Here is a 25,369-nt window from a genome sequence, read left to right as displayed (position 1 = left end):
CGGGACCCCGCCCGACCGGCGGGACCCGCGCCCCGCCCGGTAGGTCACCGGCCGGACCGCGGGTACTCAGTAACCGAAGTTCTGCGTCCACCAAGGCCCGCCCGGGCCCATGTGGACGCCGACGCCCAGGGTCTTGAAGTCGCAGTTCAGGATGTTCGCCTTGTGGCCGGGGCTGTTCATCCAGGCCTCCATGACGGCCTCGGCGTCGCCCTGGCCGCGGGCGATGTTCTCGCCGCCGAGGTTGCTTATGCCGGCCGCCTGGGCCCGGTCCCACGGGGTGTCGCCGTCGGGGTCGGTGTGGTCGAAGAAGCCGCGCTTGGCCATGTCGTTGCTGAAGGCCGTCGCCAGTGCGGTCAGCGCGCTGTCCGCGGTGACCGGGCTGCAGCCGGCCTTGGCCCGCTCGGCGTTGACCAGCCGCAGCACCTCGGCGCCGGCCGCCGCCTCGACCGAGAACTGGCCCTGGCCCTCGTCGCCCGCCGTCCGCTCCGGCTCCGGCGTCGCCTTGCGGGCCGGCGCCTTCCTCTCGGTCTTCTCCGGGGCCGCGGCGGACTCCGTCCTCTCCGGGGTCCTCTCCGGGGTCCTCTCCTTCTCGGGCGCCTTCGTCGGAGCGGTCGAGGTGGACGGCGCCCCGGACGGCGTCGGGGACACCGAGCGTCCGCCGTCACGGCTCGCGGGGGCGGACGCGTCGCGGCTCGGCGGCTCGGCGGGGCCGGACGTGCCGCCCTGCTCGGTCGGCAGGTTGGTCGCCACACCGCCGTCGGCCTGCACGTTGTCACTGGGGCCGCGGTCGCCGCCGAGCTTGTAGTTCTCCAGGCCCGGCACCGTGCCGGTGGCCACGGCGACCGTGCCGAGGGCCACGGCGGCGGAGACCCCGAGCAGCCCGGTGCGGACCGGCGTCGCGGGCTTCCTCTTCTTGCGCCGGCGTCCGCTCCCGGGCCGATCGTCCGCGCCGACCGACGAGGTCACGGCGGTACGGGTGGGGCGGGGGCGCGGCCGGGGCGTCACGTCCCACTCCGGGACCGGGTCACCGGAGAAGGAGGGATCCGTGAAGTCGTACGCGGCGGTGCGCGGACCCGGGACGGTGGGGGCCGCGAGGGTGTCCGCGGCGTAGCCGTACGCGGCCGGAGCGGGGCCGGGCGCGCTGCCAGGGAAACCGCCCGAGCCGGTGCGGCCGGAGGGCGCCGCGGTGTCGTCCGTCGCGTACAGGTACGCCGCGGTGCGGGCGTACGTCTCCGCGTAGGCCTCCGGGTTCAGGTACGGCGCCGTGCCCATCGTGGGCGGGCCGCCGGGCACGGCGCCTCGCGGGTCCAGACCTTCACCGGAGGAGCCGTCGCGGCGGGTGGCCCCGGCGGCGCGGCTCGTGGCGGCGCGGCCGGCGTCGGAGCGTCGGTGGCGTCCCATGTCCTGGCCTTCCTCGTCCTGGCGGTCGGCGCGTCTCGCGACCAGCCCGAAACTCGACGATCACGAAACTCACACGAACGAGTGAGTTTCATATGAGATTCATGGGTGGGGACGCTACCGCATGGCGCAAGGGGGCGGAGTGCCTGGTGTGACTTTGTCCGGTTAGGTTGCAGGCATGAGTGAGGATGTGCGACTGGTCGCCTGGGTCCGCGGACACGTCCAGGGCGTGGGCTTCCGCTGGTTCACCCGGGCCAAGGCCCTGGAGGTCGGCGGGCTGCGGGGCTTCGCCCTGAATCTCGGCGACGGCAGGGTGCAGGTGGTCGCCGAGGGGGCCCGCGACCGCTGCGAGCGGCTGCTGGAGTGGCTCCAGACCGGCGACACGCCCGGGCGCGTGGACGGAGTGACCGAGATCTGGGACACACCCCGCGGCGGCTACGACGGCTTCGCGATCCGCTGACGGAGCCCGCCCGCCCGCCGCGTCAGCGGCCACGCGCCCCTCGCCGTGAGCCGTCCGCGAGTAAAAAGTCCTGGTGATCGGGGCGAACGGCTTGCCGACGGCCACCGCGCCCGCCAAGATGACCGTCACGCCCCGAGGACCCGCGAAGATCGCGACGCCGCCGCCGTCCGGCCGTATGCGCCCCGTTGTCCCCCGATACGGGGCGTGATCGTGTTGACCCTCAAACTTTTTGGTGAGACGCTGAAAGCCCCGCGCACCTTAGCTGTTTGGCATGGCTGAACGGCAGTACAACTCCAGGCCTGCCAAGCATCGCGGGTGCTCATCCCTCACGACCCACACCGCATCGGTCGGTCACTCATTGTGGAGGACCATCCATCATGGCAAAGGCGCTTCTCGGTTACGTCGGCGGCTCCGACCCTCGACTCCTCGCCGAGATGCGACGGCTCCAGCAGCGCGTCCAGGACCTGGAATCCGAGCTCGTGCGGATCCAGGCCGAGAAGGACGCCCTGAAGGCTGCCGCTTCTCACGACAGGATCATGGAGAGCGTTGACGCACACCAGGCGGAGCCTGCGCTCACCTGATCACTGCACGCTCCACGCACAGCACGCAGTGGTCGGGCTTGCCCATCACCACCGCCAGGCAGTCGGAACTGCAAGGGACGCTCCGGCGTCCCTTCTTTCTTCGCCCCTCCGCGTCCCGAACCCCTGAGCCTGCCTCCACGCGGTGAACCCCGCGACCCCCGCGCCGTGCACTCTCTGTCCCGCGCACCCTTTCACCTTCTCAACGTCTGGCATGCCCTGCCCGTTCACCCGCGAAACCGCGCGCTCATGGAGTGAGACATGCCCGGCGGGTAGAGTCCGGCGGCGTGCACCTCAAGGCCCTGACCCTCCGCGGCTTCAAATCGTTCGCCTCCGCGACCACCCTCCGGTTCGAACCGGGGATCACCTGCGTCGTCGGTCCGAACGGTTCGGGCAAGTCCAACGTGGTGGACGCGCTCAGCTGGGTCATGGGCGAGCAGGGCGCCAAATCGCTGCGCGGCGGCAAGATGGAGGACGTCATCTTCGCCGGCACCACCGGGCGCCCCCCGCTGGGCCGCGCCGAGGTGTCCCTGACCATCGACAACTCCGACGGCGCCCTCCCCATCGAGTACTCCGAGGTCACCATCACGCGGACCATGTTCCGCAACGGCGGCAGCGAGTACCAGATCAACGGCGACACCTGCCGCCTCCTGGACGTCCAGGACCTGCTCTCCGACTCCGGCATCGGCCGCGAGATGCACGTCATCGTCGGTCAGGGCCAGCTCGACTCCGTCCTGCACGCCGACCCGACGGGCCGCCGCGCCTTCATCGAGGAGGCGGCCGGCGTCCTCAAGCACCGCAAGCGCAAGGAGAAGGCGCTGCGCAAGCTGGACGCGATGCAGGCCAACCTCGCGCGCGTGCAGGACCTCACCGACGAACTCCGCCGCCAGCTCAAGCCCCTCGGCCGCCAGGCCGCCGTCGCCCGCAGGGCCGCCGTCATCCAGGCCGACCTGCGCGACGCCCGCCTGCGCCTCCTCGCCGACGACCTCGTGAAGCTGCGTGAGGCGCTCCAGGCCGAGATCGCCGACGAGGCCGCCCTCAAGCAGCGCAAGGAGGCGGCCGAGGCCGAGCTGAGGAAGGCCCTCCGGCGCGAGGCGCTCCTGGAGGACGAGGTGCGCCGCCTCATCCCGCGGCTGCGGAACGCCCAGCAGACCTGGTACGAACTCTCCCAGCTCGCCGAACGGGTGCGCGGCACCGTCTCCCTCGCCGACGCGCGCGTGCAGAGCGCCACCTCCGCACCTCCCGAGGAGCGGCGCGGCCGGGACCCCGAGGACATGGAGCGCGAGGCCGCCCGCATCCGTGAGCAGGAGGCCGAACTGGAGGCCGCCCTGGAGGCGGCCGAACGCGCGCTGGAGGACACCGTCGCCCACCGCGCCGAACTGGAGCGCGAACTGGCCCAGGAGGAACGCCGTCTGAAGGACGTCGCGCGGGCCATCGCCGACCGGCGCGAAGGACTCGCCCGGCTCAAGGGCCAGGTGGGCGCCGCCCGTTCCCGCGCCGCCGCGGCCCAGGCCGAGATCGAACGGCTCGCCGCCGCCCGTGACGAGGCACAGCAGCGCGCCGTGGCCGCCCAGGAGGAGTACGAGACCCTCCAGGCGGAGGTCGACGGCCTCGACGCGGGCGACGCGGAACTCGCCGAGCGGCACGAGGACGCCAAGCGCCGGCTCGCCGAGGCCGAGGCCGCCCTCACCGCCGCCCGCGAGGCGGTCACCGCCGCGGAGCGGAAACGCGCCGCGACCCAGGCACGCCACGAGGCGCTGGCGCTCGGCCTGCGCCGCAAGGACGGCACCGGGGCACTGCTGGAGGCGAAGGACCGCCTGGACGGACTGCTCGGACCGGCCGCGGAACTGCTGACCGTCACCCCCGGCCACGAGGCCGCCCTGGCCGCCGCGTTCGGCGCGGCCGCCGATGCCCTGGCGGTCGCCTCGCCGTCCGCGGCGGCCGACGCCATCCGGCTGCTGCGCAAGCAGGACGCGGGCCGCGCCGCACTCCTCCTGGCCGGCGCCCCGGAACCCGCGCCCGACGAGCTGGACCCGCTCCCCGTGGGCCGGCACGCCGCCGGCCTGGTCGACGGGCCCGCCGACCTCCTGCCCGCCGTGCGGCGCCTGCTGCACGGCGTCGTCGTCGTCAACACCCTCGAGGACGCCGAGGAACTCGTCCACGCCCGGCCCGGCCTCACCGCCGTCACCACCGAGGGCGACCTGCTGGGCGGTCACTTCGCGCACGGCGGTTCGGCCGGCGCCCCCAGCCTGCTGGAGGTGCAGGCGTCCGTCGACGAGGCCGCCGCCGAGCTGGAGGAACTCGCGGTGCGCTGTGAGGAGCTGGCCGAGGCGCAGGAGGCGGCGGCCGCCCGGCGCCGGGAGTGCGCGGCCCTCGTCGAGGAACTGGGGGAGCGGCGCCGGGCCGCCGACCGGGAGAAGTCCGCCGTCGCCCAGCAGCTCGGCCGGCTCGCCGGGCAGGCACGCGGCGCCGCCGGCGAGGCCGAACGTGCCGGGGCCGCCGCCGAACGGGCCCAGGAGGCGTTCGACAAGGCGCTCGCCGACGTGGAGGAACTCGCCGAGCGGCTCGAGGCGGCCGAGGAGATGCCGTTCGAGGAGGAGCCCGACACCTCCGTGCGCGACCGGCTCGCCGCCGACGGGGCCAACGCCCGCCAGACCGAGATGGAGGCCCGCCTCCAGGTCCGTACGCACGAGGAACGGGTCAAGGGGCTGGCCGGCCGGGCCGACTCCCTGGACCGGGCCGCCCGCGCGGAACGCGAGGCACGCGCGCGTGCCGAACAGCGTCGCGCCCGGCTGCGTCACGAGGCGGGAGTCGCCGCCGCCGTCGCCGCGGGCGCCCGCCAGCTCCTCGCGCACGTCGAGGTGTCCCTGGCCCGTGCCGCCGAGGAGCGCACCGCGGCCGAGGCCGCCAAGGCCCGGCGCGAGGAGGAACTCGCCCGCGCCCGCACCGAGGGACGCGATCTCAAGGCGGAACTCGACAAGTTGACGGATTCGGTCCACCGCGGCGAGGTACTCGGCGCTGAGAAACGGCTGCGGATGGAGCAGCTGGAGGCGAAGGCGCTGGAGGAACTGGGTGTCGAACCGGCCGGGCTGGTCGCGGAGTACGGCCCGCACCAGCTCGTGCCGCCCTCGCCCCCCGCCGAGGGCGAAGAGCTGCCGGAGGACCCGGAGCACCCGCGTAACCGGCCCCGCCCCTTCGTGCGGGCCGAGCAGGAGAAGCGCCTGAGGACGGCCGAGCGTGCCTACCAGCAGCTCGGCAAGGTGAACCCGCTCGCCCTGGAGGAGTTCGCGGCGCTGGAGGAACGCCACCAGTTCCTCAGCGAGCAGCTGGAGGATCTGAAGAAGACCCGCGCGGACCTGCTCCAGGTCGTCAAGGAGGTCGACGAACGCGTCGAGCAGGTCTTCACCGAGGCCTACCGGGACACCGCCCGCGAGTTCGAGGGCGTCTTCTCCCGGCTCTTCCCGGGCGGGGAGGGACGCCTGGTGCTGACCGACCCCGACAACATGCTCACCACGGGCGTGGACGTCGAGGCGCGTCCGCCGGGCAAGAAGGTCAAGCGGCTGTCGCTGCTCTCGGGCGGCGAGCGGTCGCTGACCGCCGTGGCGCTGCTCGTGTCGATCTTCAAGGCGCGGCCCAGCCCGTTCTACGTGATGGACGAGGTCGAGGCCGCGCTCGACGACACCAACCTCCAGCGGCTGATCCGGATCATGCAGGAGCTGCAGGAGGCCTCGCAGCTGATCGTGATCACACACCAGAAGCGCACCATGGAGGTCGCCGACGTGCTGTACGGCGTCTCCATGCAGGGCGACGGCGTGTCCAAGGTCATCAGTCAGCGTCTGCGCTGAAGCAGCGCAAGATCTTCAAGATGTGAACACTTGCCAGGCGGCGTCCGGGCTTCTGCGTCTCGAAACTCACATCCAAGGACCTATTGACTTCAAGAATTGAAGGCATAGTCTCTGCAATGTTGTTTTTACCTTCATGTGCCTACGGCGGAAATCATGAAGGGCTGACCCCCATCCGGCGACGTTGCCGGTGGCCCGAGGAGTACACGTGACCAGCACCGCGCAGGCACAAGCGTCAGGAGCCCGGACGGCTCATCCCGAACATCTCGGGCATGTCATCTTCATCGCCGCTGCCGCAGCCATGGGCGGCTTCCTCTTCGGCTACGACAGCTCCGTGATCAACGGCGCCGTCGAGGCCATCCGCGACCGCTACGACATCGGCTCCGCCGCGCTCGCCCAGGTCATCGCCATCGCGCTGATCGGCTGCGCGATCGGCGCCGCCACCGCCGGCCGGATAGCCGACCGCATCGGACGCATCCGGTGCATGCAGATCGCCGCGGTCCTCTTCACGGTCAGCGCCGTCGGCTCCGCGCTCCCGTTCTCCCTGTACGACCTCGCCTTCTGGCGCGTGGTCGGCGGCTTCGCCATCGGCATGGCCTCCGTCATCGGCCCCGCCTACATCGCCGAGGTCGCCCCGCCCGCCTACCGCGGCCGTCTCGGCTCCTTCCAGCAGGCCGCGATCGTCATCGGCATCGCCGTCTCCCAGCTGGTCAACTGGGGCATCCTGAACGCCGCGGACGGGGACCAGCGCGGTGAACTGCTGGGCCTGGAGGCCTGGCAGCTCATGCTCGGCGTCATGGTCGTCCCGGCCGTCCTCTACGGCCTGCTCTCCTTCGCCATCCCCGAGTCGCCCCGCTACCTGATCTCCGTCGGCAAGCACGAGCGCGCCCGGCAGATCCTCGCCGAGGTCGAGGGCGGCGAGACCGACCTCGACGCGCGCGTCACCGAGATCGAGACCGGCATGCGGCGCGAGGAGAGGTCCAGCTTCAAGGACCTGCTCGGCGGCAGCTTCTTCTTCAAGCCGATCGTCTGGATCGGTATCGGTCTGTCGGTGTTCCAGCAGTTCGTCGGCATCAACGTCGCGTTCTACTACTCGGCCACGCTGTGGCAGTCGGTCGGCGTCGACCCGTCGGACTCGTTCTTCTACTCGTTCACCACGTCGATCATCAACATCGTCGGCACCGTCATCGCGATGATCTTCGTCGACCGCATCGGCCGCCGGCCGCTGGCCATCATCGGCTCGGTCGGCATGGTGATCGGTCTCGCGCTGGAGGCCTGGGCCTTCTCCTCGGACCTCGTCGACGGGCAGCTGCCCGCCACGCAGGGCTGGGTGGCCCTGATCGCGGCCCACGTCTTCGTCCTCTTCTTCGCCCTGTCGTGGGGTGTGGTCGTGTGGGTCATGCTCGGCGAGATGTTCCCGAACCGGATCCGCGCCGCCGCCCTCGGTGTCGCCGCCGCCGCGCAGTGGATCGCCAACTGGGCGATCACCGCGAGCTTCCCGTCGCTGGCGGACTGGAACCTGTCCGTCACCTACGTGATCTACACGGTGTTCGCGGCGCTCTCGATCCCGTTCGTGCTGAAGTTCGTGAAGGAGACGAAGGGCAAGCGGCTGGAGGAGATGGGCTGACGCCCCTCTTCCCCTTGTGACCCGAGGGGCGGGGGTCACCTCCCCGCTGCTCCTGCCCCTCGTGTGCGCCATCCCCCACCCGCCCCGGTTCGGTCCGCCCGAGCCGGGGCGGTGGCGTCCTTCCCGGGCCCGCGCGGCCGGGCGGGGGGTGAGCGCGCGGCTCCCCGCGCCCTTTCGGGGCGTCTCAGGCGGGCGCGTCGGGAGCGGGGGCGCCGGGGGGAGCATGGCCGATACTGGACGGGTTATGGACATCGTCATCCTTGCTGTAGTCATCGCCGTGGTCGTGCTCGGCGCGCTCGGCGGGCTGATCGTCGGGAGCCGGCGCAAGAAGCCGCTGCCCCCGCCGCCGCCCGCCGCGCCCGACATCACCGCCCCGCCGGCCGAGCCGCACGTCGGCGAAGAGGCCGAGACGCCGCGGGAGGAACCGCGGCGCACCATCGAGGAGGTTGATCTTCCGGCGGGCGCCGGTCCCGTCGTCATCGAGGAACCGCCCGCCGCCGAGGCTCCCGAGATCGAGATCCCGGAGCCCACCGCCGGCCGCCTGGTCCGGCTGCGCGCCCGTCTGTCGCGGTCGCAGAACGCCCTGGGCAAGGGCCTGCTCACCCTGCTCTCCCGCGAGCACCTGGACGAGGAGACCTGGGAGGAGATCGAGGACACCCTGCTCACCGCCGACGTCGGCGTCCAGCCCACCCAGGAACTGGTCGACCGGCTGCGCGAGCGGGTCAAGGTGCTCGGCACCCGTACGCCCGAGGAACTGCGCGGGCTGCTCCGCGAGGAGCTGATCACGCTGGTCGGTCCGCAGATGGACCGCACCGTGCACACCGAGAACCAGGCCGGCGGCCCCGGCGTCGTGATGGTCGTCGGCGTCAACGGCACCGGCAAGACCACCACCACCGGCAAGCTCGCCCGCGTCCTGGTCGCCGACGGCAACACCGTCGTCCTCGGCGCCGCCGACACCTTCCGGGCCGCCGCCGCCGACCAGCTGCAGACCTGGGGCGAGCGGGTCGGCGCCCACATCGTGCGCGGCCCGGAGGGCGGCGACCCGGCCTCCGTCGCGTTCGACGCGGTCAAGGAGGGCAAGGAGATGGGCGCCGACGCGGTGCTCATCGACACCGCCGGCCGGCTGCACACCAAGACGGGCCTCATGGACGAGCTCGGCAAGGTCAAGCGGGTCGTGGAGAAGCAGGCCCCGCTGGACGAGGTGCTGCTGGTGCTCGACGCCACCACCGGCCAGAACGGTCTGGTGCAGGCGCGGGTCTTCGCCGAGGTCGTCGACATCACCGGCATCGTGCTCACCAAGCTCGACGGCACGGCCAAGGGCGGCATCGTCATCTCCGTCCAGCGCGAGCTGGGCGTCCCGGTCAAGCTGATCGGGCTCGGCGAGGGCGCGGACGACCTGGCGCCGTTCGAGCCGGAAGCCTTCGTGGACGCCCTTCTGGGGGAGTGACACCCCGGAGACGTCCGGCCCCGTACGCGAGGAAGCGCCCGCCCCCGAAAGCGATCGGGGGACGGGCGCTTCGCCGTACCGGAAGGGGTCAGGCTCCCGACCGGTGCGCCACGTACGCCAGCGTGCCGAGCAGCAGCCGCGCCTCCGGCGGACGGGCGGCGGAGTCCAGGGCGGGGGAGCGCAGCCAGCGCACCGGGCCGAGGCCGCCGCGGTCCGACGGCGGCGCCGTGATGTGCGTACCGCGTCCCAGGCCGCGCAGGTCGAGGGCGTCCGGGTCGTCCCAGCCCATGCGGTACAGCAGGTCGGGCAGGGCCTCGGCGGCGCCCGGGGCGACGAAGAACTGGGCCCGCCCGTCCGGGGTGGCGGCGACCGGACCGACCGGCAGGCCCATCCGCTCCAGCCGCGTCAGGGCGTGACACCCGGCCGGCTCCGCCACCTCGATCACGTCGAACGCCTGGCCGACGGGCAGCAGCACCGAGGCGCCCGGGAACTCCGACCAGAGCGCGGTCACCTCGTCCAGCGGCGCACCCGCGCGGATCACCGGGGCGTGCTCCAGGGGGTGGGCGCCCGGCGCCCGGCAGGCCGTGCGGCCGCAGGAGCAGGCCCCGGCGACGGCACGGACGCCGGGCACCACGTCCCAGCCCCACAGCCCCGTGTACTCCGCCACGACCGTGCCGTCCGAGGAGCGACCGCGCCGCCGCGAGCCGGACCGGATGTCACGGATGCCCCGGCTGATACCGATCGTGAAGCCCATGCCCCCTCCAACGGGTCCGGCGTACCGGTGGTCACGCACCGGACGCGGTGCGTGACTCTCTGTTTCCGACTTCCCGGCGCGACCCGCATCAACCAGCGCTCTGATGTGCACAGGGTGGTGCGGCGGTCACTGCGCGCCCTCCGGCGCGTCAGTGCGTCCACTCCTGTCCGTCCTGCGTCAAGTCAATCGCGGGACGGCGACGGTGCGTTCATTCGAAGGGGTGGCGAATGGTGGCGATTGCGGTTCCGCCATGGTGAGACGGGTGATCATAGGGTTACTGTGTGTGCACGGTTTGGATGGGGTGCACGCGCTCGTGGGTATGCCGGAGGCAACTCGGCTTCCCGTTCGAGGGGTGGCAACCGCCGGACGGGCGGCCCCGATCACCGGCATTCTGATAAGGCTTGGCGCACTCAGCGACAAGCGGTCTTCAGGGATGGGGGCGTTCCAGTGAGCGGCAACGGCGGTGGCGGGACGAGTTCCGCGAGTGCGGAGAAGCGCCCGAACGAGCTGCTCACCTCGTGGTTCGTCCGCAGCGGCTGGTCCAAGGGCGAGCTGGCCCGCCAAGTGAACCGCAGAGCACGGCAGTTGGGCGCCAACCACATCTCCACCGACACCTCCCGCGTCCGCCGCTGGCTGGACGGGGAGAACCCGCGCGAGCCGATCCCCCGCATCCTGTCCGAGCTGTTCTCCGAACGCTTCGGCGTCGTCGTCTCCGTGGAGGACCTGGGGCTGCGCACCACCCGCCCGGCACCCTCCGCGACCGGCGTCGACCTCCCCTGGACGGGCCCGCAGACCGTGGCCCTGCTCAGCGAGTTCTCGCGCAGCGACCTCATGCTGGCGCGGCGCGGCTTCCTCGGCAGCTCGCTGGCCCTCTCCGCGGGCCCGTCCCTCATCGAGCCCATGCAGCGCTGGCTCGTCCCCTCCCCGTCCAGCCCGCTGCCCACGCCCGAGCCGGACGTCGCGCCCTCCTCGGCACGCGCCCGCGGCCGGCTGTCCAAGCCGGAGCTCGACCTGCTGGAGACCACCACCGTGATGTTCCGGCAGTGGGACGCCCAGTGCGGCGGCGGGCTGCGCCGCAAGGCCGTCGTCGGCCAGCTCCACGAGGTCACCGACCTCCTCCAGGAGCCCCAGCCGGAGACCACCGCCAAACGGCTGTTCAAGGTCGCCGCCGAACTCGCCGAGCTGGCGGGCTGGATGTCGTACGACGTGGGGCTGCAGCCCACCGCGCAGAAGTACTTCGTGCTCGCCCTGCACGCCGCCAAGGAGGCCGGCGACCGGCCGCTCGGCTCCTACGTGCTGTCCAGCATGAGCCGGCAGATGATCCACCTCGGCCGGCCCGAGGACGCCCTGGAGCTCATCCACCTCGCGCAGTACGGCAGCCGCGACTGCGCCGGCCCCCGCGTCCAGTCGATGCTGTATGCGATGGAGGCCCGCGCCTACGCCAACATGGGGCAGCCCGGCCGCTGCAAACGCGCCGTCCGCATGGCCGAGGACACCTTCGCCGAGGCCGACGAGTGGGACGAGCCGGACCCCGACTGGATCCGCTTCTTCTCCGAGGCCGAGCTGTACGCGGAGAACAGCCACTCCTTCCGCGACCTCGCCTACGTCGCGGGCCGCAGCCCCACCTACGCCTCGCTCGCCGAGCCGCTGATGAAGCGGGCCGTGGAGCTGTTCGGCCAGGAGGGCGGCGAGCACCAGCGCTCCTACGCGCTCAACCTGATCGGCATGGCCACGGTCCACCTGCTCCAGCGCGAGCCCGAGCAGAGCGCGGTTCTCGCCACCCAGGCCATCAAGGCGGCCAAGAAGGTCCGTTCCGAGCGGGTCAACACGCGTATCCGAAAGACCGTCGACACCGCCGTACGCGACTTCGGGGACCTCGCCGACGTCGTCGAACTCACCGAGCGGCTCGCGATCGAGCTGCCCGAGACCGCCGAAGCGGTCTGACCACCGGAACACCCCTGGACCCCGGCCGCGGCCGGCCCTCCCGAACTGCCCGACTCGGCTCCCCCATGCCAGTCATTTCGGAAGGCCGGCCGCGGCCGGCCGTGTGTCTCCCCGGCCACGGCTCACCGCCGCACACCGGAGATCGCGCCACGACGACGATCGACGCGCCCCGGGTCCGGCGGTTCACCGACCCGTAACACGCCGGATGCCTTCGTCACGGCGGCGAAACAACGAGGGGCCTCCGCCGAAACCGCGCTGCGCCACTCTTCATGGCGCATAACCGGCCCACCCCTCCATCCCTCAAGGCTTCGCCCGCACGGGGCCGTACCAACGACGAGGAGACGCCGATGGCACCAGCCATCACCCTGGCAGCAGACGCGCCCACGCTGTCCGCCGCCAACACAGGGTTCATGCTCATCTGTTCCGCCCTGGTGATGCTCATGACCCCCGGTCTGGCCTTCTTCTACGGAGGCATGGTCCGGGTCAAGAGCACGCTGAACATGCTGATGATGAGCTTCATCAGCCTGGGCATCGTCACCGTCCTGTGGGTGCTCTACGGATTCTCCGTCGCGTTCGGCGACGACAAGGGCGGCCTCGTCGGCTGGAACGCCGACTGGGTGGGCCTGAGCGACATCGGCCTGACGGAACTGTGGGGCGCCACCACCATCCCGCTGTTCGTCTTCGCCGCCTTCCAGCTGATGTTCGCCATCCTCACGCCCGCCCTGATCAGCGGCGCGCTCGCGGACCGCGTGAAGTTCAGCGCCTGGGCCCTGTTCATCACCCTGTGGGTCACCGTCGTCTACTTCCCCGTCGCGCACTGGGTGTGGGGCGAGGGCGGCTGGGCCTTCGACCTCGGCGTCATCGACTTCGCCGGCGGCACCGCGGTGCACATCAACGCCGGTGCGGCCGCCCTCGGTGTCCTCCTCGTCATCGGCAAGCGCGTCGGATTCAGGAAGGACCCGATGCGTCCGCACAGCCTCCCGCTGGTCATGCTCGGCGCCGGTCTGCTGTGGTTCGGCTGGTTCGGATTCAACGCCGGCTCGTGGCTCGGCAACGACGACGGCGTCGGCGCACTGATGTTCGTCAACACCCAGGTCGCCACGGGCGCCGCGGTCGTCGGCTGGCTCGCCTACGAGAAGATCCGCCACGGCGCCTTCACCACGCTGGGCGCCGCCTCCGGCGCGGTCGCCGGTCTGGTCGCCATCACCCCGGCCGGCGGCGCGGTCTCCCCGCTCGGCGCCATCGCGGTCGGACTCGTCGCCGGTGTCCTGTGCGCCATGGCCGTCGGCCTCAAGTACAGGTTCGGCTACGACGACTCCCTCGACGTCGTCGGCGTCCACCTCGTCGGCGGCGTCATCGGTTCCCTGCTCGTCGGCTTCCTCGCCACCGGCAAGGGCCAGTCCGACGTCGCGGGCCTCTTCTACGGCGGCGGCCTCGACCAGTTCTGGAAGCAGTGCGCCGGTGTCCTCGGCGTCCTCGCCTACTCCCTGATCGTCTCCGCGGGCCTGGCCCTCCTGATCCACAGGACCCTCGGTATGCGCGTCTCCGAGGACGAGGAGGTGGCCGGCATCGACCAGGCCGAACACGCCGAGACCGCCTACGACTTCAGCGGCGCCGGCGGGGGCGCGGCCCGCACGGCAGCCGGCACTCCCGTCACCCCGGCCGAGAGCAAGAAGGTGGACGCATGAAGCTCATCACCGCCGTCGTGAAGCCGCACCGGCTCGACGAGATCAAGGAGGCCCTCCAGGCCTTCGGCGTGCACGGTCTGACCGTCACCGAGGCCAGCGGCTACGGCCGCCAGCGCGGCCACACCGAGGTCTACCGCGGCGCCGAGTACACCGTCGACCTGGTGCCCAAGGTCCGCATCGAGGTTCTCGTCGAGGACGACGACGCCGAACAGCTCGTCGACGTCGTCGTCAAGGCGGCCCGCACCGGCAAGATCGGCGACGGCAAGGTGTGGACGATCCCCGTCGAGACGGCCGTACGGGTCCGGACCGGCGAGCGCGGCCCGGACGCGCTCTGACAGCGGACCGACGGAACAGGAGACGCCGGGTGACGAGGACGGACACGCACGACCAGGCAGAGGACTCGGGACCCGGCGGCTACGCGGCGGCCCGGCTGCGCCTTCTCACCGAGAGGGCGCGGTCCGGGCCGCCGCGCCGTTCCGCGCTCGCCGGCCTCACCGACGACTGGCTCGCCGGACTCTTCGCCGCCGGAGCGCCCGGAGCGCGCGGGGTGTCCCTGGTCGCCGTCGGCGGCTACGGACGCGCGGAACTCTCCCCGCGCAGCGACCTCGACCTGCTCCTGCTCCACGACGGCAGCGCCCCCGAGGCCGTGTCCGCCCTCGCGGACCGCCTCTGGTACCCGGTCTGGGACCTCGGCCTCGCCCTCGACCACTCCGTCCGCACCCCGGCGGAGGCGCGCAGGACGGCGGGGGAGGACCTCAAGGTCCAGCTAGGCCTGCTGGACGCCCGGCACCTCGCCGGCGACCTCGGTCTCACCACCGCCCTGCGCACCACCGTCCTCGCCGACTGGCGCAACCAGGCCCCCGAGCGGCTGCCCGCCCTGCGGGAGCTGTGCGAGGAGCGCGCCGGACGCCAGGGCGAACTGCAGTACCTCCTGGAACCCGACCTCAAGGAGGCCCGCGGCGGGCTGCGCGACGCCACCGCCCTGCGCGCGGTGGCCGCCTCCTGGCTCGCCGACGCCCCCCGCGAAGGGCTCGCCGAGGCCCGCCGCCGCCTCCTCGACGTACGCGACGCCCTGCACCTGGCCACCGGACGCGCCACCGACCGCCTCGCCCTCCAGGAACAGGACCAGGTCGCCGCCGCACTCGGCCTGCTCGACGCCGACGCCCTGCTCCGCCAGGTCTACGAGGCCGCCCGGGTCATCGCCTACGCGGGCGACGTCACCTGGCGCGAGGTCGGCCGCGTCCTGCGCTCCCGCTCCGTACGCCCCCGGCTGCGGAAACCGGCGAGTGAGCGGGGGGACTTCGTCAGAAGGGCGCTGGTGGGCGACGGGAGGACGCTCGGCGGCGGGAAACGGGCGACCGAGAGGTCTCCGCTCGCCGAAGGGGTGGTGGAACAGGACGGCGAAGTGGTGCTCGCCCGCGCCGCGCGCCCCGACCGCGACCCCGTGCTCCCGCTCCGTGCCGCGGCCGCCGCCGCCCAGGCCGGGCTCCCCCTCAATCTCCACGCCGTACGCCGCATGGCCGCCGGCGCCCGCGCCCTCCCCTCGCCCTGGCCCGCCGAGGCGCGTCAGCAGCTCCTCACCCTGCTGGGCTCCGGCCGGCCCACCGTCGAGGTCTGGGAGGCGCTGGAGGCCGAGGGCCTGATCAGCCTGCTGCTCCCCGACTGGGACCGGGTGCGCTGCCGCCCCCAGCGCAACGCCGTCCACCTGTGGACCGTCGACCGGCACCTCGTCGAGACCGCCGTGCGCGCCTCCGCGTTCACCCGCCGGGTCAGCCGCCCCGACCTGCTGCTCGTCGCCGCGCTGCTGCACGACATCGGCAAGGGCTGGCCGGGCGACCACGCGGTGGCCGGCGAGGTCATCGCCCGCGACGTGGCCGCCCGCATCGGCTTCGACGCCGACGACGTCACCGTGATCGCCACCCTCGTACGCCACCACCTGCTGCTCGTCGAGACCGCCACCCGGCGCGACCTCGACGACCCCGCCACCGTGCGCTCCGTCGCCGGGGCCGTCGGCTCCCCGGGCACCCTGGAGCTGCTGCACGCCCTCACCGAGGCGGACGCCCTCGCCACCGGACCGGCAGCCTGGTCCTCCTGGCGCGCCTCGCTCGTCGCCGACCTGGTCGAGCGGGTCTCCGCCGTGCTGGCGGGCCAGGCCCCGCCCGATCCGGAGGAGGCCGCGCCCACCGCACAGCACGAGCGGCTCGCCCTGGAGGCCGTCGCCACCGGCGCGCCCGTGCTGTCCCTGCGGGCGCAGACCGAGCCGCCCGCCGAGCCGTCCGAGGACCCCGAACCGATGGGCGTGGAGCTGATCGTCGCCGTACCCGACCAGCCGGGCGTGCTGCCCGCGGTGGCCGGTGTGCTCGCCATGCACCGGCTGACCGTGCGCACCGCCGAACTGCGGTCCCTGGATCTCCCGGCCGGCGTCGACGGCTCCGTGCTGCTGCTGGACTGGCGGGTCGCCGCCGAGTACGGCTCGCTGCCGCAGGCCGCCCGGCTCCGTGCCGACCTGGTCCGCGCCCTGGACGGCAGCCTGGACGTCTCCGGACGCCTCGCCGAACGGGACGCCGCGTACCCGAGGCGCCGCGGGGTGGTCGCGCCGCCCCCGCGCGTGGCGGTCGCCCCGGCCGCATCCCGGCACGCCACGGTGATCGAGGTCCGCGCGCAGGACGCCCCCGGGCTGCTGTTCCGCATCGGGCGGGCGCTGGAGGACGCGGCGGTACGGGTGCGGAGTGCGCATGTGAGCACGCTGGGGGCGAACGCGGTGGACGTCTTTTATGTGACGCAGGAGCAAGGTGTGCCTCTGCCGGGTGAAGAGGCGGTGGCTGTGGCACGGAAGCTGGAGGAGGCACTGCGGGCGTGACCTCCTGGTCACGTCATGCGTTTGCGGGATGCGCTCCCCGCCGACGCGGGGCTTCCGTCCCCGCCCGCTGACCTCAGCGGGCGGGGGCGATGTGCTTGCCGGGCCGGATACCCTGGAGGGCAGCCCAGTCCGCCCCCGACCTCGAGGACCGACGCCACCGTGTTCGATACCCTCTCCGACCGCCTCAGCGCGACTTTCAAAAACCTCCGCGGCAAAGGCAGGTTGTCCGAGGCGGACATCGACGCCACGGCGCGTGAGATCCGCATCGCCCTCCTGGAAGCGGACGTGGCCCTGCCGGTCGTCCGGGCGTTCATCAAGAACGTCAAGGAGCGTGCGCTCGGCGCCGAGGTCTCCAAGGCGCTCAATCCGGCCCAGCAGATCATCAAGATCGTCAACGACGAGCTCGTCCAGATCCTCGGCGGCGAGACCCGCCGCCTCCGCTTCGCCAAGCAGCCCCCGACCGTGATCATGCTCGCGGGTCTGCAGGGCGCCGGCAAGACCACCCTCGCGGGCAAGCTCGGCAAGTGGCTCAAGGACCAGGGCCACTCCCCGCTGCTGGTCGCCGCCGACCTCCAGCGCCCCAACGCCGTCAACCAGCTCAGCGTGGTCGCCGAGCGGGCCGGCGTCGCCGTCTACGCGCCCGAGCCGGGCAACGGCGTGGGCGACCCGGTGAAGGTCGCCAAGGACTCCCTCGAGCACGCCCGGTCCAAGGTCCACGACATCGTGATCGTGGACACCGCCGGCCGCCTGGGCATCGACCAGGAGATGATGCAGCAGGCCGCGGACATCCGGGACGCGGTCTCGCCCGACGAGATCCTCTTCGTCGTCGACGCGATGATCGGTCAGGACGCGGTCAACACCGCCGAGGCCTTCCGCGACGGCGTCGGCTTCGACGGCGTGGTGCTCTCCAAGCTCGACGGTGACGCGCGCGGTGGCGCCGCCCTGTCGATCCGGCAGGTCACCGGCAAGCCGATCATGTTCGCGTCCAACGGTGAGAAGCTCGACGACTTCGACGCCTTCCACCCGGACCGGATGGCCTCCCGCATCCTCGACATGGGTGACCTGCTCACCCTGATCGAGCAGGCGGAGAAGACGTTCAGCCAGGAAGAGGCCGAACGGATGGCCTCCAAGCTGGCGTCGAAGAAGGGCCAGGACTTCACCCTGGACGACTTCCTCGCCCAGATGGAGCAGGTCCGCAAGATGGGCTCCCTCTCCAAGCTGCTCGGGATGCTCCCGGGCATGGGGCAGATCAAGGACCAGATCAACAACCTCGACGAGCGGGACGTGGACCGCACCGCCGCGATCATCAAGTCGATGACGCCCGGCGAGCGCCAGGACCCGACGATCATCAACGGCTCGCGCCGCGCCCGTATCGCCAAGGGCTCCGGTGTCGAGGTCAGCGCGGTGAAGAACCTGGTCGAGCGGTTCTTCGAGGCGCGGAAGATGATGTCCCGCATGGCTCAGGGCGGCGGCATGCCGGGGATGCCCGGGATGCCGGGGATGCCGGGCATGGGCGGCGGTCCCGGCCGCGGCAAGAAGAAGCAGAAGCAGGCCAAGGGCAAGCAGCGCTCGGGCAATCCGATGAAGCGCAAGCAGCAGGAGCAGGAGGAGGCCGCGCGGCGCGCCGCGGCGGCCCAGGCCGGCAACGCCTTCGGTCTGCCGCAGCAGGGCGGCAAGGACTTCGAGCTGCCCGACGAGTTCAAGAAGTTCATGGGCTGAGACCCGCGCACGGACGCCGCGGGGGCGCCTTCCTCGTCCGAGGAGGCGCCCCCGCGGCGTCCGTGGCCGAGCCCGTCAGGGCACGCGCGCGACGAGGTACCGGAACACGTTCGGCATCCACACGGTGCCGTCGGCCCGCTGGTACGGGTGGAGGGCCTCGGTCAGTTCCTTGTCGACTTGCACCTGGTCGGTGGCGGTGATGGCCGGGTCGAACAGGCCCGTCGACCTCAGGCCCCGCACGGCGCTGTCCGCGTCCGCGTAGCCGAAGGGGCAGGCGACCCGGCCGGAGCCGTCCGGCCGCAGGCCCGCGCGTTCGGCGACCCGCTCCAGGTCGTCCCGTTCGGTGGGGCGCCAGGCGTCCGCGCCGCGCAGCGGCTCCGCCAGCTTGGCGGCCACCCGCAGCACCGACGCGGTGGCGCAGCGCTCGGGCGGGCCCCAGCCGGCCAGCACCACGGCCGCCCCGCGTCCGGCCAGCGGCAGCGCCTCGGCGAGCAGCTCGCCCAGTCCCTCCGCGTCGCCCGCGAGGCACCCGATCGGTTCGAAGGCGGTCACCACGGTGTACCCGGTGGCGTCGGCACGGGCCGCCTCGGCGGGGGAGCCCTGCACGATCCGGGTGCCCGTGCGCGCGTGGGCGTCCCGCTCGTCCGGCAGCAGGCGTTCCCGTGCGAGGGCCAGCCGGTCGGACGAGGTGTCCACGCCGGTGATCGCCGCCCCGCGGGAGGCCGCCATCAGCAGGGCCAGTCCGGAGCCGCAGCCGAGGCCCAGCAGCCGGGTCGCCGGGCCCACGTCGAGTCGCTCGTACACCGCCTCGTAGAGCGGTACGAGCATCCGCTCCTGTATCTCGGACCAGTCACGCGCGCGTGCCCGCAGGTCCACGCGCGGGACCGTCCCCGTGCGCGACGGGTGCTGCCGCACGAGCGTAGGTGTCATAGGTAAGCGCCCCAATCAGCCGAGAAGTTGCCGCGGTCCCCGTTTCCCTGGCCCCCGTGCAGTGCGCCCGCACACCCCCCGTATGCCAGGAAACTCCGCCCTCGACGTGTCGTCCAGTGGAAGGGGGCGGCCGTTCGGCAGTTGCTCATGCCAGTGGCAAGAATTCACCTTCCGGTAATCAGGGGGCCGTTCGGTCCGTCACGGCGGAGTCGTTCCGCGGAACGTTCCGGCCAATGGCGACGGAGCGCCGGGGTCCGGAGGGAGGGGCGGTTCGCGGCGCCGGGGGCGGACCGGGTAGGTTCTGCGGTCACGGCGTTCCGGGTGAACCGGACGCCGCCTCCCGCCGCGAGGGCGGCCGAAAGGGCCCTTGCGCGTCCGAGGGGCGCACGCGCACCGGCGCGTGCAGACCGGATACACGCGGGGGCGTACGTCAGCCTACGCACCACCTTGCGGTGAGCTGCGAGGCTTCTCCGCAGATCAGCGCACCCGTGTTCGTCAGGACGCATCAGCGGCAACTGACGGGTACGTGCAAATTATTTGGGATGCCCCGGAATCGGAACACAGAGGCACCCCGGCTCGTTGTCATTACGTGAGCACGACACAGACACCACCTGTTCTCGCCGCAGAGCTGGCACAGGCGTGGGCCGACATTCAGCGGTACCACCCCGAACTGCCCGATCTCGCCGCGCCCGAGTCCCTGATCGGAGAGTCGTCGTCCGCGTGCGGGCACGAACTCTCCTTCGAGCGACTGCTGCACGAGGCAGTCCACGGCATCGCCGCCGCGCGCGGCGTGCGCGACACATCCCGAGCCGGTCGGTACCACAACCGCAGGTTCCTGGCCATCGCCGAGGAGCTGGGGCTGGACCACCCCGAGGAGCCGCACCCGAGCAGCGGCTTCTCGCTGGTCACGCTCACCCCCGAGGCGAAGCGCCGGTACCGCCCGACGACGGAGCGTCTCCAGCGCGCCCTCAAGGCCCACACCGCGGCGACCGCGGGCGACACCGCCCGCAGCTTCCGCGGTCCGGCCGCGCGGCACGGCTCGTCCGGCGGCGGCGTGCGCGTCAAGGCGGTCTGCGACTGCGGCCGCAACGTGCGCGTCGTCCCGTCGGTGCTGGCGCAGGCGCCCATCGTCTGCGGCGGCTGCGGAAAGCCGTTCCGGATCCCGGAAGTCGTCGCGGCGAGCTGAGACCCCGGCACCTCGTGGGTGCCGGGGCCCGGCCCCGCCGGCCACCGGACGCACCCGGCGCGCAAGCAGCGCGCGCCGGGTGCCGCTCCGTCGTGCCCACGTGCCCTCGCCCCGGGGCCGTCCGGCCCCTCAGGGTGTGGCACAATGGCTAGCTGTACTCGACAGCCGCACAGGACCCCTCTCTCCTCCGGCTGACGCGTCCATCGGGCACTCGGGTACCGCAACCCCACGCGGCTCACTCGCCGTGCCCCACCACGTCAAATCCAGGAGAACCCACTCCCGTGGCAGTCAAGATCAAGCTGAAGCGTCTGGGCAAGATCCGTTCGCCTCACTACCGCATCGTCGTCGCCGACTCCCGTACCCGCCGTGACGGCCGGGCCATCGAGGAGATCGGCAAGTACCACCCGACGTACAACCCGTCGGTGATGGAGGTCGACGCCGAGCGTGTGGCGTACTGGCTCTCCGTCGGCGCCCAGCCGACCGAGCCCGTGCTCGCCATCCTGAAGAAGACCGGCGACTGGCAGAAGTTCAAGGGCGAGCCCGCCCCGGCGCCTCTGCTGCAGCAGCCCGAGAAGCCCGCCCGCCCGTCCTTCGAGGCCATCGGCGGCGAGGACGAGGGCAAGGGTGAGGCCATCACCCAGAAGAAGAAGGCTGAGAAGAAGGACGAGGCCGCTGCTGAGTCCTCTTCGTCTGCGTCGACCGAGGCCTGAGCATGCTCGAGGAGGCTCTCGAGCACCTCGTGAAGGGCATCGTCGACAACCCTGACGATGTGCAGGTCGCCTCGCGCGACCTGCGCCGCGGTCGCGTGCTCGAGGTCCGGGTCCACCCGGACGACCTCGGCAAGGTGATCGGCCGCAACGGCCGCACCGCGCGCGCTCTGCGCACCGTCGTGGGCGCCATCGGCGGCCGCGGTGTCCGCGTCGACCTCGTCGACGTGGACCACGTCCGCTGACGCCGCAAGCAGCACCGGCTCGGGCCGGGGAGGGCCACTGGGCCGTCCCCGGCCCGCAGTCGTATGACAGGAGAACGAACACAGTGCAGCTGGTAGTCGCTCGTATCGGCCGCGCCCACGGCATCAAGGGCGAGGTCACCGTCGAAGTCCGCACCGACGAGCCGGAGCTGAGGCTCGGCCCCGGCGCCGTGCTGGCCACCGACCCGGCCTCCACCGGGCCGCTGACCATCGCGAGCGGCCGGGTGCACAGCGGCCGCCTGCTGCTGCGCTTCGAGGGCGTCCACGACCGCAACGGCGCCGAGGCCCTGCGCAACACCCTCCTCATCGCCGACGTCGACCCCGAGGAACTGCCCGAGGGCGAGGACGAGTACTACGACCACCAGCTGATCGACCTCGACGTCGTCACCGAGGACGGCGAGGCGGTCGGCCGGATCACCGAGATCTCCCACCTGCCCACCCAGGACCTCTTCGTCGTCGAGCGCCCGGACGGCACCGAGGTGTTCGTGCCCTTCGTCCAGGAGATCGTCACCGAGATCGACCTGGAGGAGCAGCGCGCGGTCATCGACCCGCCGCCCGGTCTGATCGACGACCGCGCCGAGGTCGCCTCGTCCCGGGACGCCGCGGAATCCGGGGACGACGCCTGATGCGGCTCGACGTCGTCACGATCTTCCCCGAGTACCTCGACCCGCTGAACGTCTCCCTCGTCGGCAAGGCGCGCGCCCGCGGACAGCTCGACGTGCACGTCCACGACCTGCGCGACTGGACGTACGACCGGCACAACACCGTCGACGACACCCCGTACGGCGGCGGTCCCGGCATGGTCATGAAGACCGAGCCCTGGGGGGACGCGCTGGACTCGGTGCTGGCGGACGGCTACGAGCGCGGTGCGGGCGAGCCCGCCCTGATCGTCCCCACCCCGAGCGGCCGCCCCTTCACCCAGGAACTCGCCGTCCACCTCTCCGGGCGGCCCTGGCTGATCTTCACCCCGGCCCGCTACGAGGGCATCGACCGCCGCGTCGTCGACGAGTACGCCACCCGCATGCCGGTGTACGAGGTGTCCATCGGCGACTACGTCCTGGCCGGCGGCGAGGCCGCGGTCCTGGTCGTCACCGAGGCGGTGGCGCGGCTGCTCCCGGGCGTCCTCGGCAACGCGGAGTCGCACCGCGACGACTCCTTCGCCCCCGGCGCCATGGCCAACCTGCTGGAGGGCCCCGTCTACACCAAGCCGCCGTCCTGGCGCGGCCGGGAGATCCCGGACGTGCTGCTCAGCGGCCACCACGGGAAGATCGCCCGCTGGCGGCGCGACGAGGCGCTGCGGCGGACCACCGCCCACCGCCCCGACCTCGTCGAACGCTGCGGACCCGAGGCCTTCGACAAGAAGGACCGGGAGATGCTGTCCATCCTCGGCTGGGAACCGGACCCCGAAGGGGAGCCGTACGGCCGATTTTGGCGCAGGACCGGCGGCGTGGAAGAATAGGCCGCTGTTGTGCGCCGTCCGGCGAGCGCCCCTGCCGCAGGGGGACACGACGCCCGCCCCGAACCGCACAGCCCGATCCCGAACCTAGTTGCCGTTGATGACCTGCGGCATCAGCGAAGAAAGCAGACGACATGTCTCACCTGCTCGACTCCGTCGACTCCGCGTCGCTCCGCAGCGACGTCCCGGACTTCCGTCCCGGCGACACCGTCAACGTCCACGTGCGCGTCATCGAGGGCAACCGCTCCCGTGTGCAGCAGTTCAAGGGCGTGGTGATCCGCCGCCAGGGTTCCGGCGTGCGCGAGACCTTCACGGTCCGCAAGGTCTCCTTCTCCGTCGGCGTCGAGCGCACCTTCCCGGTGCACACTCCGATCGTGGAGAAGATCGAGCTCGTCACCAAGGGCGACGTCCGCCGCGCCAAGCTGTACTACCTCCGTGAGCTCCGCGGCAAGGCCGCGAAGATCAAGGAGAAGCGCGAGAACTGAGCGCTTTACCGGCGTCATATCGCGGCCGGATAGCATCTGGCCCCGATGGACACCGAAGCACAGCCGACGGAGCGCGACCGCTCCCTCCCCCCGGACCCCGAGGACTCCTCGGGCGCGCCGGGGCCGGAGGGGCGGTCGCGTTCCGCGTTGGTGTCGCGCCTCACGGACCGGCTGCCCGGCGGGCGGATCACGCTGACCCTGCTGCTCTGCCTGCTGTTCCTGCTGGCGGTCAACACGTTCGTGGCGCGGCCCTTCGAGATCCCGAGCGGATCGATGGAGAAGGGATTGACGGTCGGCGACCGCGTTCTCGTGAACAAGCTGGCGTACCGCTTCGGCGACGGGCCGGACCGCGGCGACGTGATCGTGTTCGACGGCGCCGGGTATTTCGGTGACGCCGACTACATCAAACGGGTCGTCGGGGTGGGCGGGGACCACGTGGTCTGCTGTGACGCGGAGGGGAGGATCCGGGTGAACGGCCGGTCGGTCGACGAGTCGGGCTTCCTGTTCCCCGGTGACAGCCCCTCCACGGTGCGGTTCGACGTGGTCGTGCCCGAGGGGCGGCTGTTCGTCCTCGGCGACCACCGCAGCAACTCCAGTGACTCGCGTGACCGTCTCGGGTCGCCCGGTGGCGGGATGGTGCCGGTCGAGGACGTCATCGGGCGTGCCGAGGGCGTCGTGTGGCCGTTCGGCCGCGCCGGCCTTCTGGAGCCGACGGACGCGTACGCGGGGGTGCCGGCGGGGGAGGCATCCCCGCGACCGGGGGCGGCGGGGGGCGCGGGGGCGGCCGGTGGGTCCGGGCGTGCCTCCGGGCCGGGCGTGGCCGGTGATTCCGCGGGCGTGCGGGAGACGGCAGAGGCTTCCGCGGGCGTGCGGGAGGCGGACGCGGCCGCACCGGCGGGGGGCGGTCATGGGTAACCGCGGCAAGCCCCGCGGCGTGCCGGCGAGCGCCGCCGAGAACCTGCTGCCCACCGGGGCCCGGCGGGCCGTCACCCCTTCCTCCGGCCGCACCCGCGCCGAACGGCGCAAGCTCCAGCGCAAGGTCAAGCGCCGCCGCAGGCGCAGCGCCGTCAAGGAGATCCCGCTCCTCATCGGCGTCGCCGTCCTGATCGCGCTGGTGCTGAAGACGTTCCTCGTGCAGGCGTTCGTCATCCCGTCCGGCTCCATGGAGCAGACGATCCGGATCGGCGACCGCGTCCTCGTCGACAAGCTCACCCCCTGGTTCGGCTCCAGGCCCGAGCGCGGCGACGTCGTCGTGTTCAAGGACCCCGGCGGCTGGCTCCAGGACGAGCGGACCACGCCCAAGGCGGAGGACCCGGTCGGCATCAAGCAGATCAAGGAGGGCCTCACCTTCATCGGTCTGCTGCCGTCGGACAACGAGAAGGACCTGATCAAGCGGGTCGTCGGGGTCGGCGGCGACCGCGTCCAGTGCTGCGACACCCAGGGCCGCGTCACCGTCAACGGCGTCCCGCTGGACGAGGACTACCTCTATCCCGGCAACGCCCCCTCGCTGACGCCCTTCGACGTCACCGTGCCGGAGGGCCGGCTGTGGGTGATGGGCGACCACCGCGCGAACTCCGCGGACTCCCGTTCCCACCAGGACACCGACTACGGCGGCACCGTGTCCGAGGACGAGGTGGTGGGCCGGGCCGTGGTCATCGCCTGGCCGCTCGGCCACTGGAGCACGCTCGACGAGCCCACGACGTACGCCTCCGTGTCCGACTCGGCACCGGGGTCGATCGCCGGCGCGCCGACGTCGCATAGGGTTGCCCCGGACGGTCCCGGCCAACGTGAAGAGATGGTCCAGCTCCCGAGCCCTGCGGAACTCCCGCTCGTTATGGGAGTGGTGGGCCTGCGCCGGGCATGGCGCGGGCGGCGGCAGAGAGTGAGGAGTCGGCGTGGGGGATGTGGCGGTGGGCGCACGGTCCGGTCAGGGTGGCGAGGAGCCCCGCGGAGGCTCCGCGGGGCCGGGCGAACCGGGCGCGGGACACGCCGCGTTCTCCGGGAGTGACGAGCGTGCGGTCGAGG

21 protein-coding genes are annotated in these 25,369 nt (G+C 72.3%); 18 read left to right on the top strand and 3 right to left on the bottom strand.

Annotated elements, in window-relative coordinates:
- Window positions 1-66 precede the first annotated feature (66 nt).
- Window positions 67-1,401, bottom strand: coding sequence for a CAP domain-containing protein (locus C1708_RS09510; protein WP_106412248.1), 1,335 nt, complete (start codon window positions 1,399-1,401; stop codon window positions 67-69).
- 175 nt (window positions 1,402-1,576) lie between these two features.
- Here C1708_RS09510 and C1708_RS09505 point away from each other — a divergent pair, with 175 nt between their 5' ends.
- From C1708_RS09505 to ftsY, 5 genes are all read left to right on the top strand, one after another.
- Window positions 1,577-1,858, top strand: coding sequence for an acylphosphatase (locus C1708_RS09505; RefSeq protein ID WP_106412247.1), 282 nt, complete (start codon window positions 1,577-1,579; stop codon window positions 1,856-1,858).
- Between the two features lie 377 nt (window positions 1,859-2,235).
- Window positions 2,236-2,439 carry a hypothetical protein gene (locus C1708_RS09500; protein ID WP_006130460.1) on the top strand — a complete coding sequence of 68 codons (204 nt, stop codon included), beginning with the start codon at window positions 2,236-2,238 and terminating at the stop codon, window positions 2,437-2,439.
- 284 nt (window positions 2,440-2,723) lie between these two features.
- On the top strand, window positions 2,724-6,281 hold the full coding sequence (smc, locus tag C1708_RS09490) for a chromosome segregation protein SMC (RefSeq protein WP_106412246.1): 3,558 nt from the start codon (window positions 2,724-2,726) through the stop codon (window positions 6,279-6,281).
- Window positions 6,282-6,486: 205 nt separating this feature from the next.
- Window positions 6,487-7,905: a sugar porter family MFS transporter gene (locus C1708_RS09485; RefSeq protein WP_106412245.1), complete on the top strand. Its 1,419-nt coding sequence runs from the start codon at window positions 6,487-6,489 to the stop codon at window positions 7,903-7,905.
- A 244-nt stretch (window positions 7,906-8,149) separates the two neighbouring features.
- Window positions 8,150-9,352, top strand: coding sequence for a signal recognition particle-docking protein FtsY (gene ftsY, locus C1708_RS09480; RefSeq protein WP_106412244.1), 1,203 nt, complete (start codon window positions 8,150-8,152; stop codon window positions 9,350-9,352).
- An 88-nt stretch (window positions 9,353-9,440) separates the two neighbouring features.
- Here the strand turns inward: ftsY and C1708_RS09475 are convergent, their stop codons facing one another.
- Window positions 9,441-10,106: a bifunctional DNA primase/polymerase gene (locus C1708_RS09475; protein ID WP_106412243.1), complete on the bottom strand. Its 666-nt coding sequence runs from the start codon at window positions 10,104-10,106 to the stop codon at window positions 9,441-9,443.
- A gap of 447 nt (window positions 10,107-10,553) precedes the next feature.
- Here C1708_RS09475 and nsdA point away from each other — a divergent pair, with 447 nt between their 5' ends.
- The 5 genes from nsdA (at window position 10,554) to ffh (ending at window position 18,317) form a co-directional block, all read left to right on the top strand.
- Window positions 10,554-12,050, top strand: coding sequence for a transcriptional repressor NsdA (gene nsdA / locus C1708_RS09470; protein WP_106412242.1), 1,497 nt, complete (start codon window positions 10,554-10,556; stop codon window positions 12,048-12,050).
- 347 nt (window positions 12,051-12,397) lie between these two features.
- Entirely contained in the window at window positions 12,398-13,738 is a 1,341-nt protein-coding gene (locus tag C1708_RS09465) for an ammonium transporter (RefSeq protein WP_106412241.1), read from the top strand.
- Window positions 13,735-14,073 (top strand): P-II family nitrogen regulator, encoded by a 339-nt coding sequence (locus C1708_RS09460; RefSeq protein ID WP_006130453.1) that lies wholly within the window; start codon window positions 13,735-13,737, stop codon window positions 14,071-14,073. The genes C1708_RS09465 and C1708_RS09460 overlap by 4 nt, the downstream gene beginning before the upstream one ends.
- A 29-nt stretch (window positions 14,074-14,102) precedes the next feature.
- Window positions 14,103-16,598, top strand: a complete 2,496-nt coding sequence (locus C1708_RS09455; protein ID WP_106412240.1) for a [protein-PII] uridylyltransferase — start codon at window positions 14,103-14,105, stop codon at window positions 16,596-16,598.
- Window positions 16,599-16,757: 159 nt separating this feature from the next.
- Window positions 16,758-18,317, top strand: coding sequence for a signal recognition particle protein (gene ffh, locus C1708_RS09450; protein ID WP_106412239.1), 1,560 nt, complete (start codon window positions 16,758-16,760; stop codon window positions 18,315-18,317).
- A gap of 75 nt (window positions 18,318-18,392) precedes the next feature.
- Here ffh and C1708_RS09445 read toward each other — a convergent pair whose 3' ends face one another.
- The gene (locus C1708_RS09445) at window positions 18,393-19,247 is read right to left on the bottom strand and encodes a methyltransferase domain-containing protein (RefSeq protein WP_106412238.1); all 855 of its coding nucleotides are present in this window, start codon (window positions 19,245-19,247) and stop codon (window positions 18,393-18,395) included.
- A gap of 589 nt (window positions 19,248-19,836) precedes the next feature.
- Between C1708_RS09445 and C1708_RS09440 the strand changes: the two genes are divergently transcribed.
- The 8 genes from C1708_RS09440 to lepB (C1708_RS09405) all read left to right on the top strand — a co-directional run bounded on the left by C1708_RS09440 (window position 19,837) and on the right by lepB (C1708_RS09405) (window position 25,352).
- Window positions 19,837-20,433: a hypothetical protein gene (locus C1708_RS09440; RefSeq protein WP_033275912.1), complete on the top strand. Its 597-nt coding sequence runs from the start codon at window positions 19,837-19,839 to the stop codon at window positions 20,431-20,433.
- Window positions 20,434-20,714: 281 nt separating this feature from the next.
- Window positions 20,715-21,143, top strand: coding sequence for a 30S ribosomal protein S16 (gene rpsP, locus C1708_RS09435; RefSeq protein ID WP_106412237.1), 429 nt, complete (start codon window positions 20,715-20,717; stop codon window positions 21,141-21,143).
- A gap of 2 nt (window positions 21,144-21,145) precedes the next feature.
- Window positions 21,146-21,385: an RNA-binding protein gene (locus C1708_RS09430; protein ID WP_005479813.1), complete on the top strand. Its 240-nt coding sequence runs from the start codon at window positions 21,146-21,148 to the stop codon at window positions 21,383-21,385.
- A gap of 83 nt (window positions 21,386-21,468) precedes the next feature.
- Window positions 21,469-22,029, top strand: coding sequence for a ribosome maturation factor RimM (gene rimM / locus C1708_RS09425; RefSeq protein WP_106412236.1), 561 nt, complete (start codon window positions 21,469-21,471; stop codon window positions 22,027-22,029).
- Window positions 22,029-22,862 (top strand): tRNA (guanosine(37)-N1)-methyltransferase TrmD, encoded by an 834-nt coding sequence (gene trmD, locus C1708_RS09420; RefSeq protein ID WP_106412235.1) that lies wholly within the window; start codon window positions 22,029-22,031, stop codon window positions 22,860-22,862. The genes rimM and trmD overlap by 1 nt, the downstream gene beginning before the upstream one ends.
- A 131-nt stretch (window positions 22,863-22,993) precedes the next feature.
- Complete coding sequence (gene rplS, locus C1708_RS09415; protein WP_106412234.1) at window positions 22,994-23,344, top strand: 50S ribosomal protein L19; 351 nt, start codon at window positions 22,994-22,996, stop codon at window positions 23,342-23,344.
- 45 nt (window positions 23,345-23,389) lie between these two features.
- Window positions 23,390-24,259: a signal peptidase I gene (gene lepB / locus C1708_RS09410; protein ID WP_241911210.1), complete on the top strand. Its 870-nt coding sequence runs from the start codon at window positions 23,390-23,392 to the stop codon at window positions 24,257-24,259.
- On the top strand, window positions 24,252-25,352 hold the full coding sequence (lepB, locus tag C1708_RS09405; protein WP_106412233.1) for a signal peptidase I: 1,101 nt from the start codon (window positions 24,252-24,254) through the stop codon (window positions 25,350-25,352). Before lepB (C1708_RS09410) ends, lepB (C1708_RS09405) begins: the two co-directional genes overlap by 8 nt.
- Window positions 25,353-25,369 lie beyond the last annotated feature (17 nt).

It is taken from the genome of Streptomyces sp. DH-12 (assembly GCF_002899455.1).
Classification (GTDB): Bacteria; Actinomycetota; Actinomycetes; order Streptomycetales; family Streptomycetaceae; genus Streptomyces.
This window is presented reverse-complemented; position numbering and strand designations above follow the sequence as displayed.

What these genes read in the sequence shown, in the direction of transcription:
- C1708_RS09430 (WP_005479813.1), top strand. Translation starts at nt 21,146, where the DNA reads ATGCTCGAGGAGGCTCTCGAGCACCTCGTGAAGGGCATCGTCGACAAC.
- rplS (WP_106412234.1), top strand. Translation starts at nt 22,994, where the DNA reads ATGTCTCACCTGCTCGACTCCGTCGACTCCGCGTCGCTCCGCAGCGAC.
- trmD (WP_106412235.1), top strand. Translation starts at nt 22,029, where the DNA reads ATGCGGCTCGACGTCGTCACGATCTTCCCCGAGTACCTCGACCCGCTG.
- C1708_RS09465 (WP_106412241.1), top strand. Translation starts at nt 12,398, where the DNA reads ATGGCACCAGCCATCACCCTGGCAGCAGACGCGCCCACGCTGTCCGCC.
- C1708_RS09445 (WP_106412238.1), bottom strand. Translation starts at nt 19,247, where the DNA reads ATGACACCTACGCTCGTGCGGCAGCACCCGTCGCGCACGGGGACGGTC.
- lepB (WP_241911210.1), top strand. Translation starts at nt 23,390, where the DNA reads ATGGACACCGAAGCACAGCCGACGGAGCGCGACCGCTCCCTCCCCCCG.
- lepB (WP_106412233.1), top strand. Translation starts at nt 24,252, where the DNA reads ATGGGTAACCGCGGCAAGCCCCGCGGCGTGCCGGCGAGCGCCGCCGAG.
- C1708_RS09505 (WP_106412247.1), top strand. Translation starts at nt 1,577, where the DNA reads ATGAGTGAGGATGTGCGACTGGTCGCCTGGGTCCGCGGACACGTCCAG.
- ftsY (WP_106412244.1), top strand. Translation starts at nt 8,150, where the DNA reads ATGGACATCGTCATCCTTGCTGTAGTCATCGCCGTGGTCGTGCTCGGC.
- C1708_RS09500 (WP_006130460.1), top strand. Translation starts at nt 2,236, where the DNA reads ATGGCAAAGGCGCTTCTCGGTTACGTCGGCGGCTCCGACCCTCGACTC.
- C1708_RS09510 (WP_106412248.1), bottom strand. Translation starts at nt 1,401, where the DNA reads ATGGGACGCCACCGACGCTCCGACGCCGGCCGCGCCGCCACGAGCCGC.
- C1708_RS09460 (WP_006130453.1), top strand. Translation starts at nt 13,735, where the DNA reads ATGAAGCTCATCACCGCCGTCGTGAAGCCGCACCGGCTCGACGAGATC.
- C1708_RS09475 (WP_106412243.1), bottom strand. Translation starts at nt 10,106, where the DNA reads ATGGGCTTCACGATCGGTATCAGCCGGGGCATCCGTGACATCCGGTCC.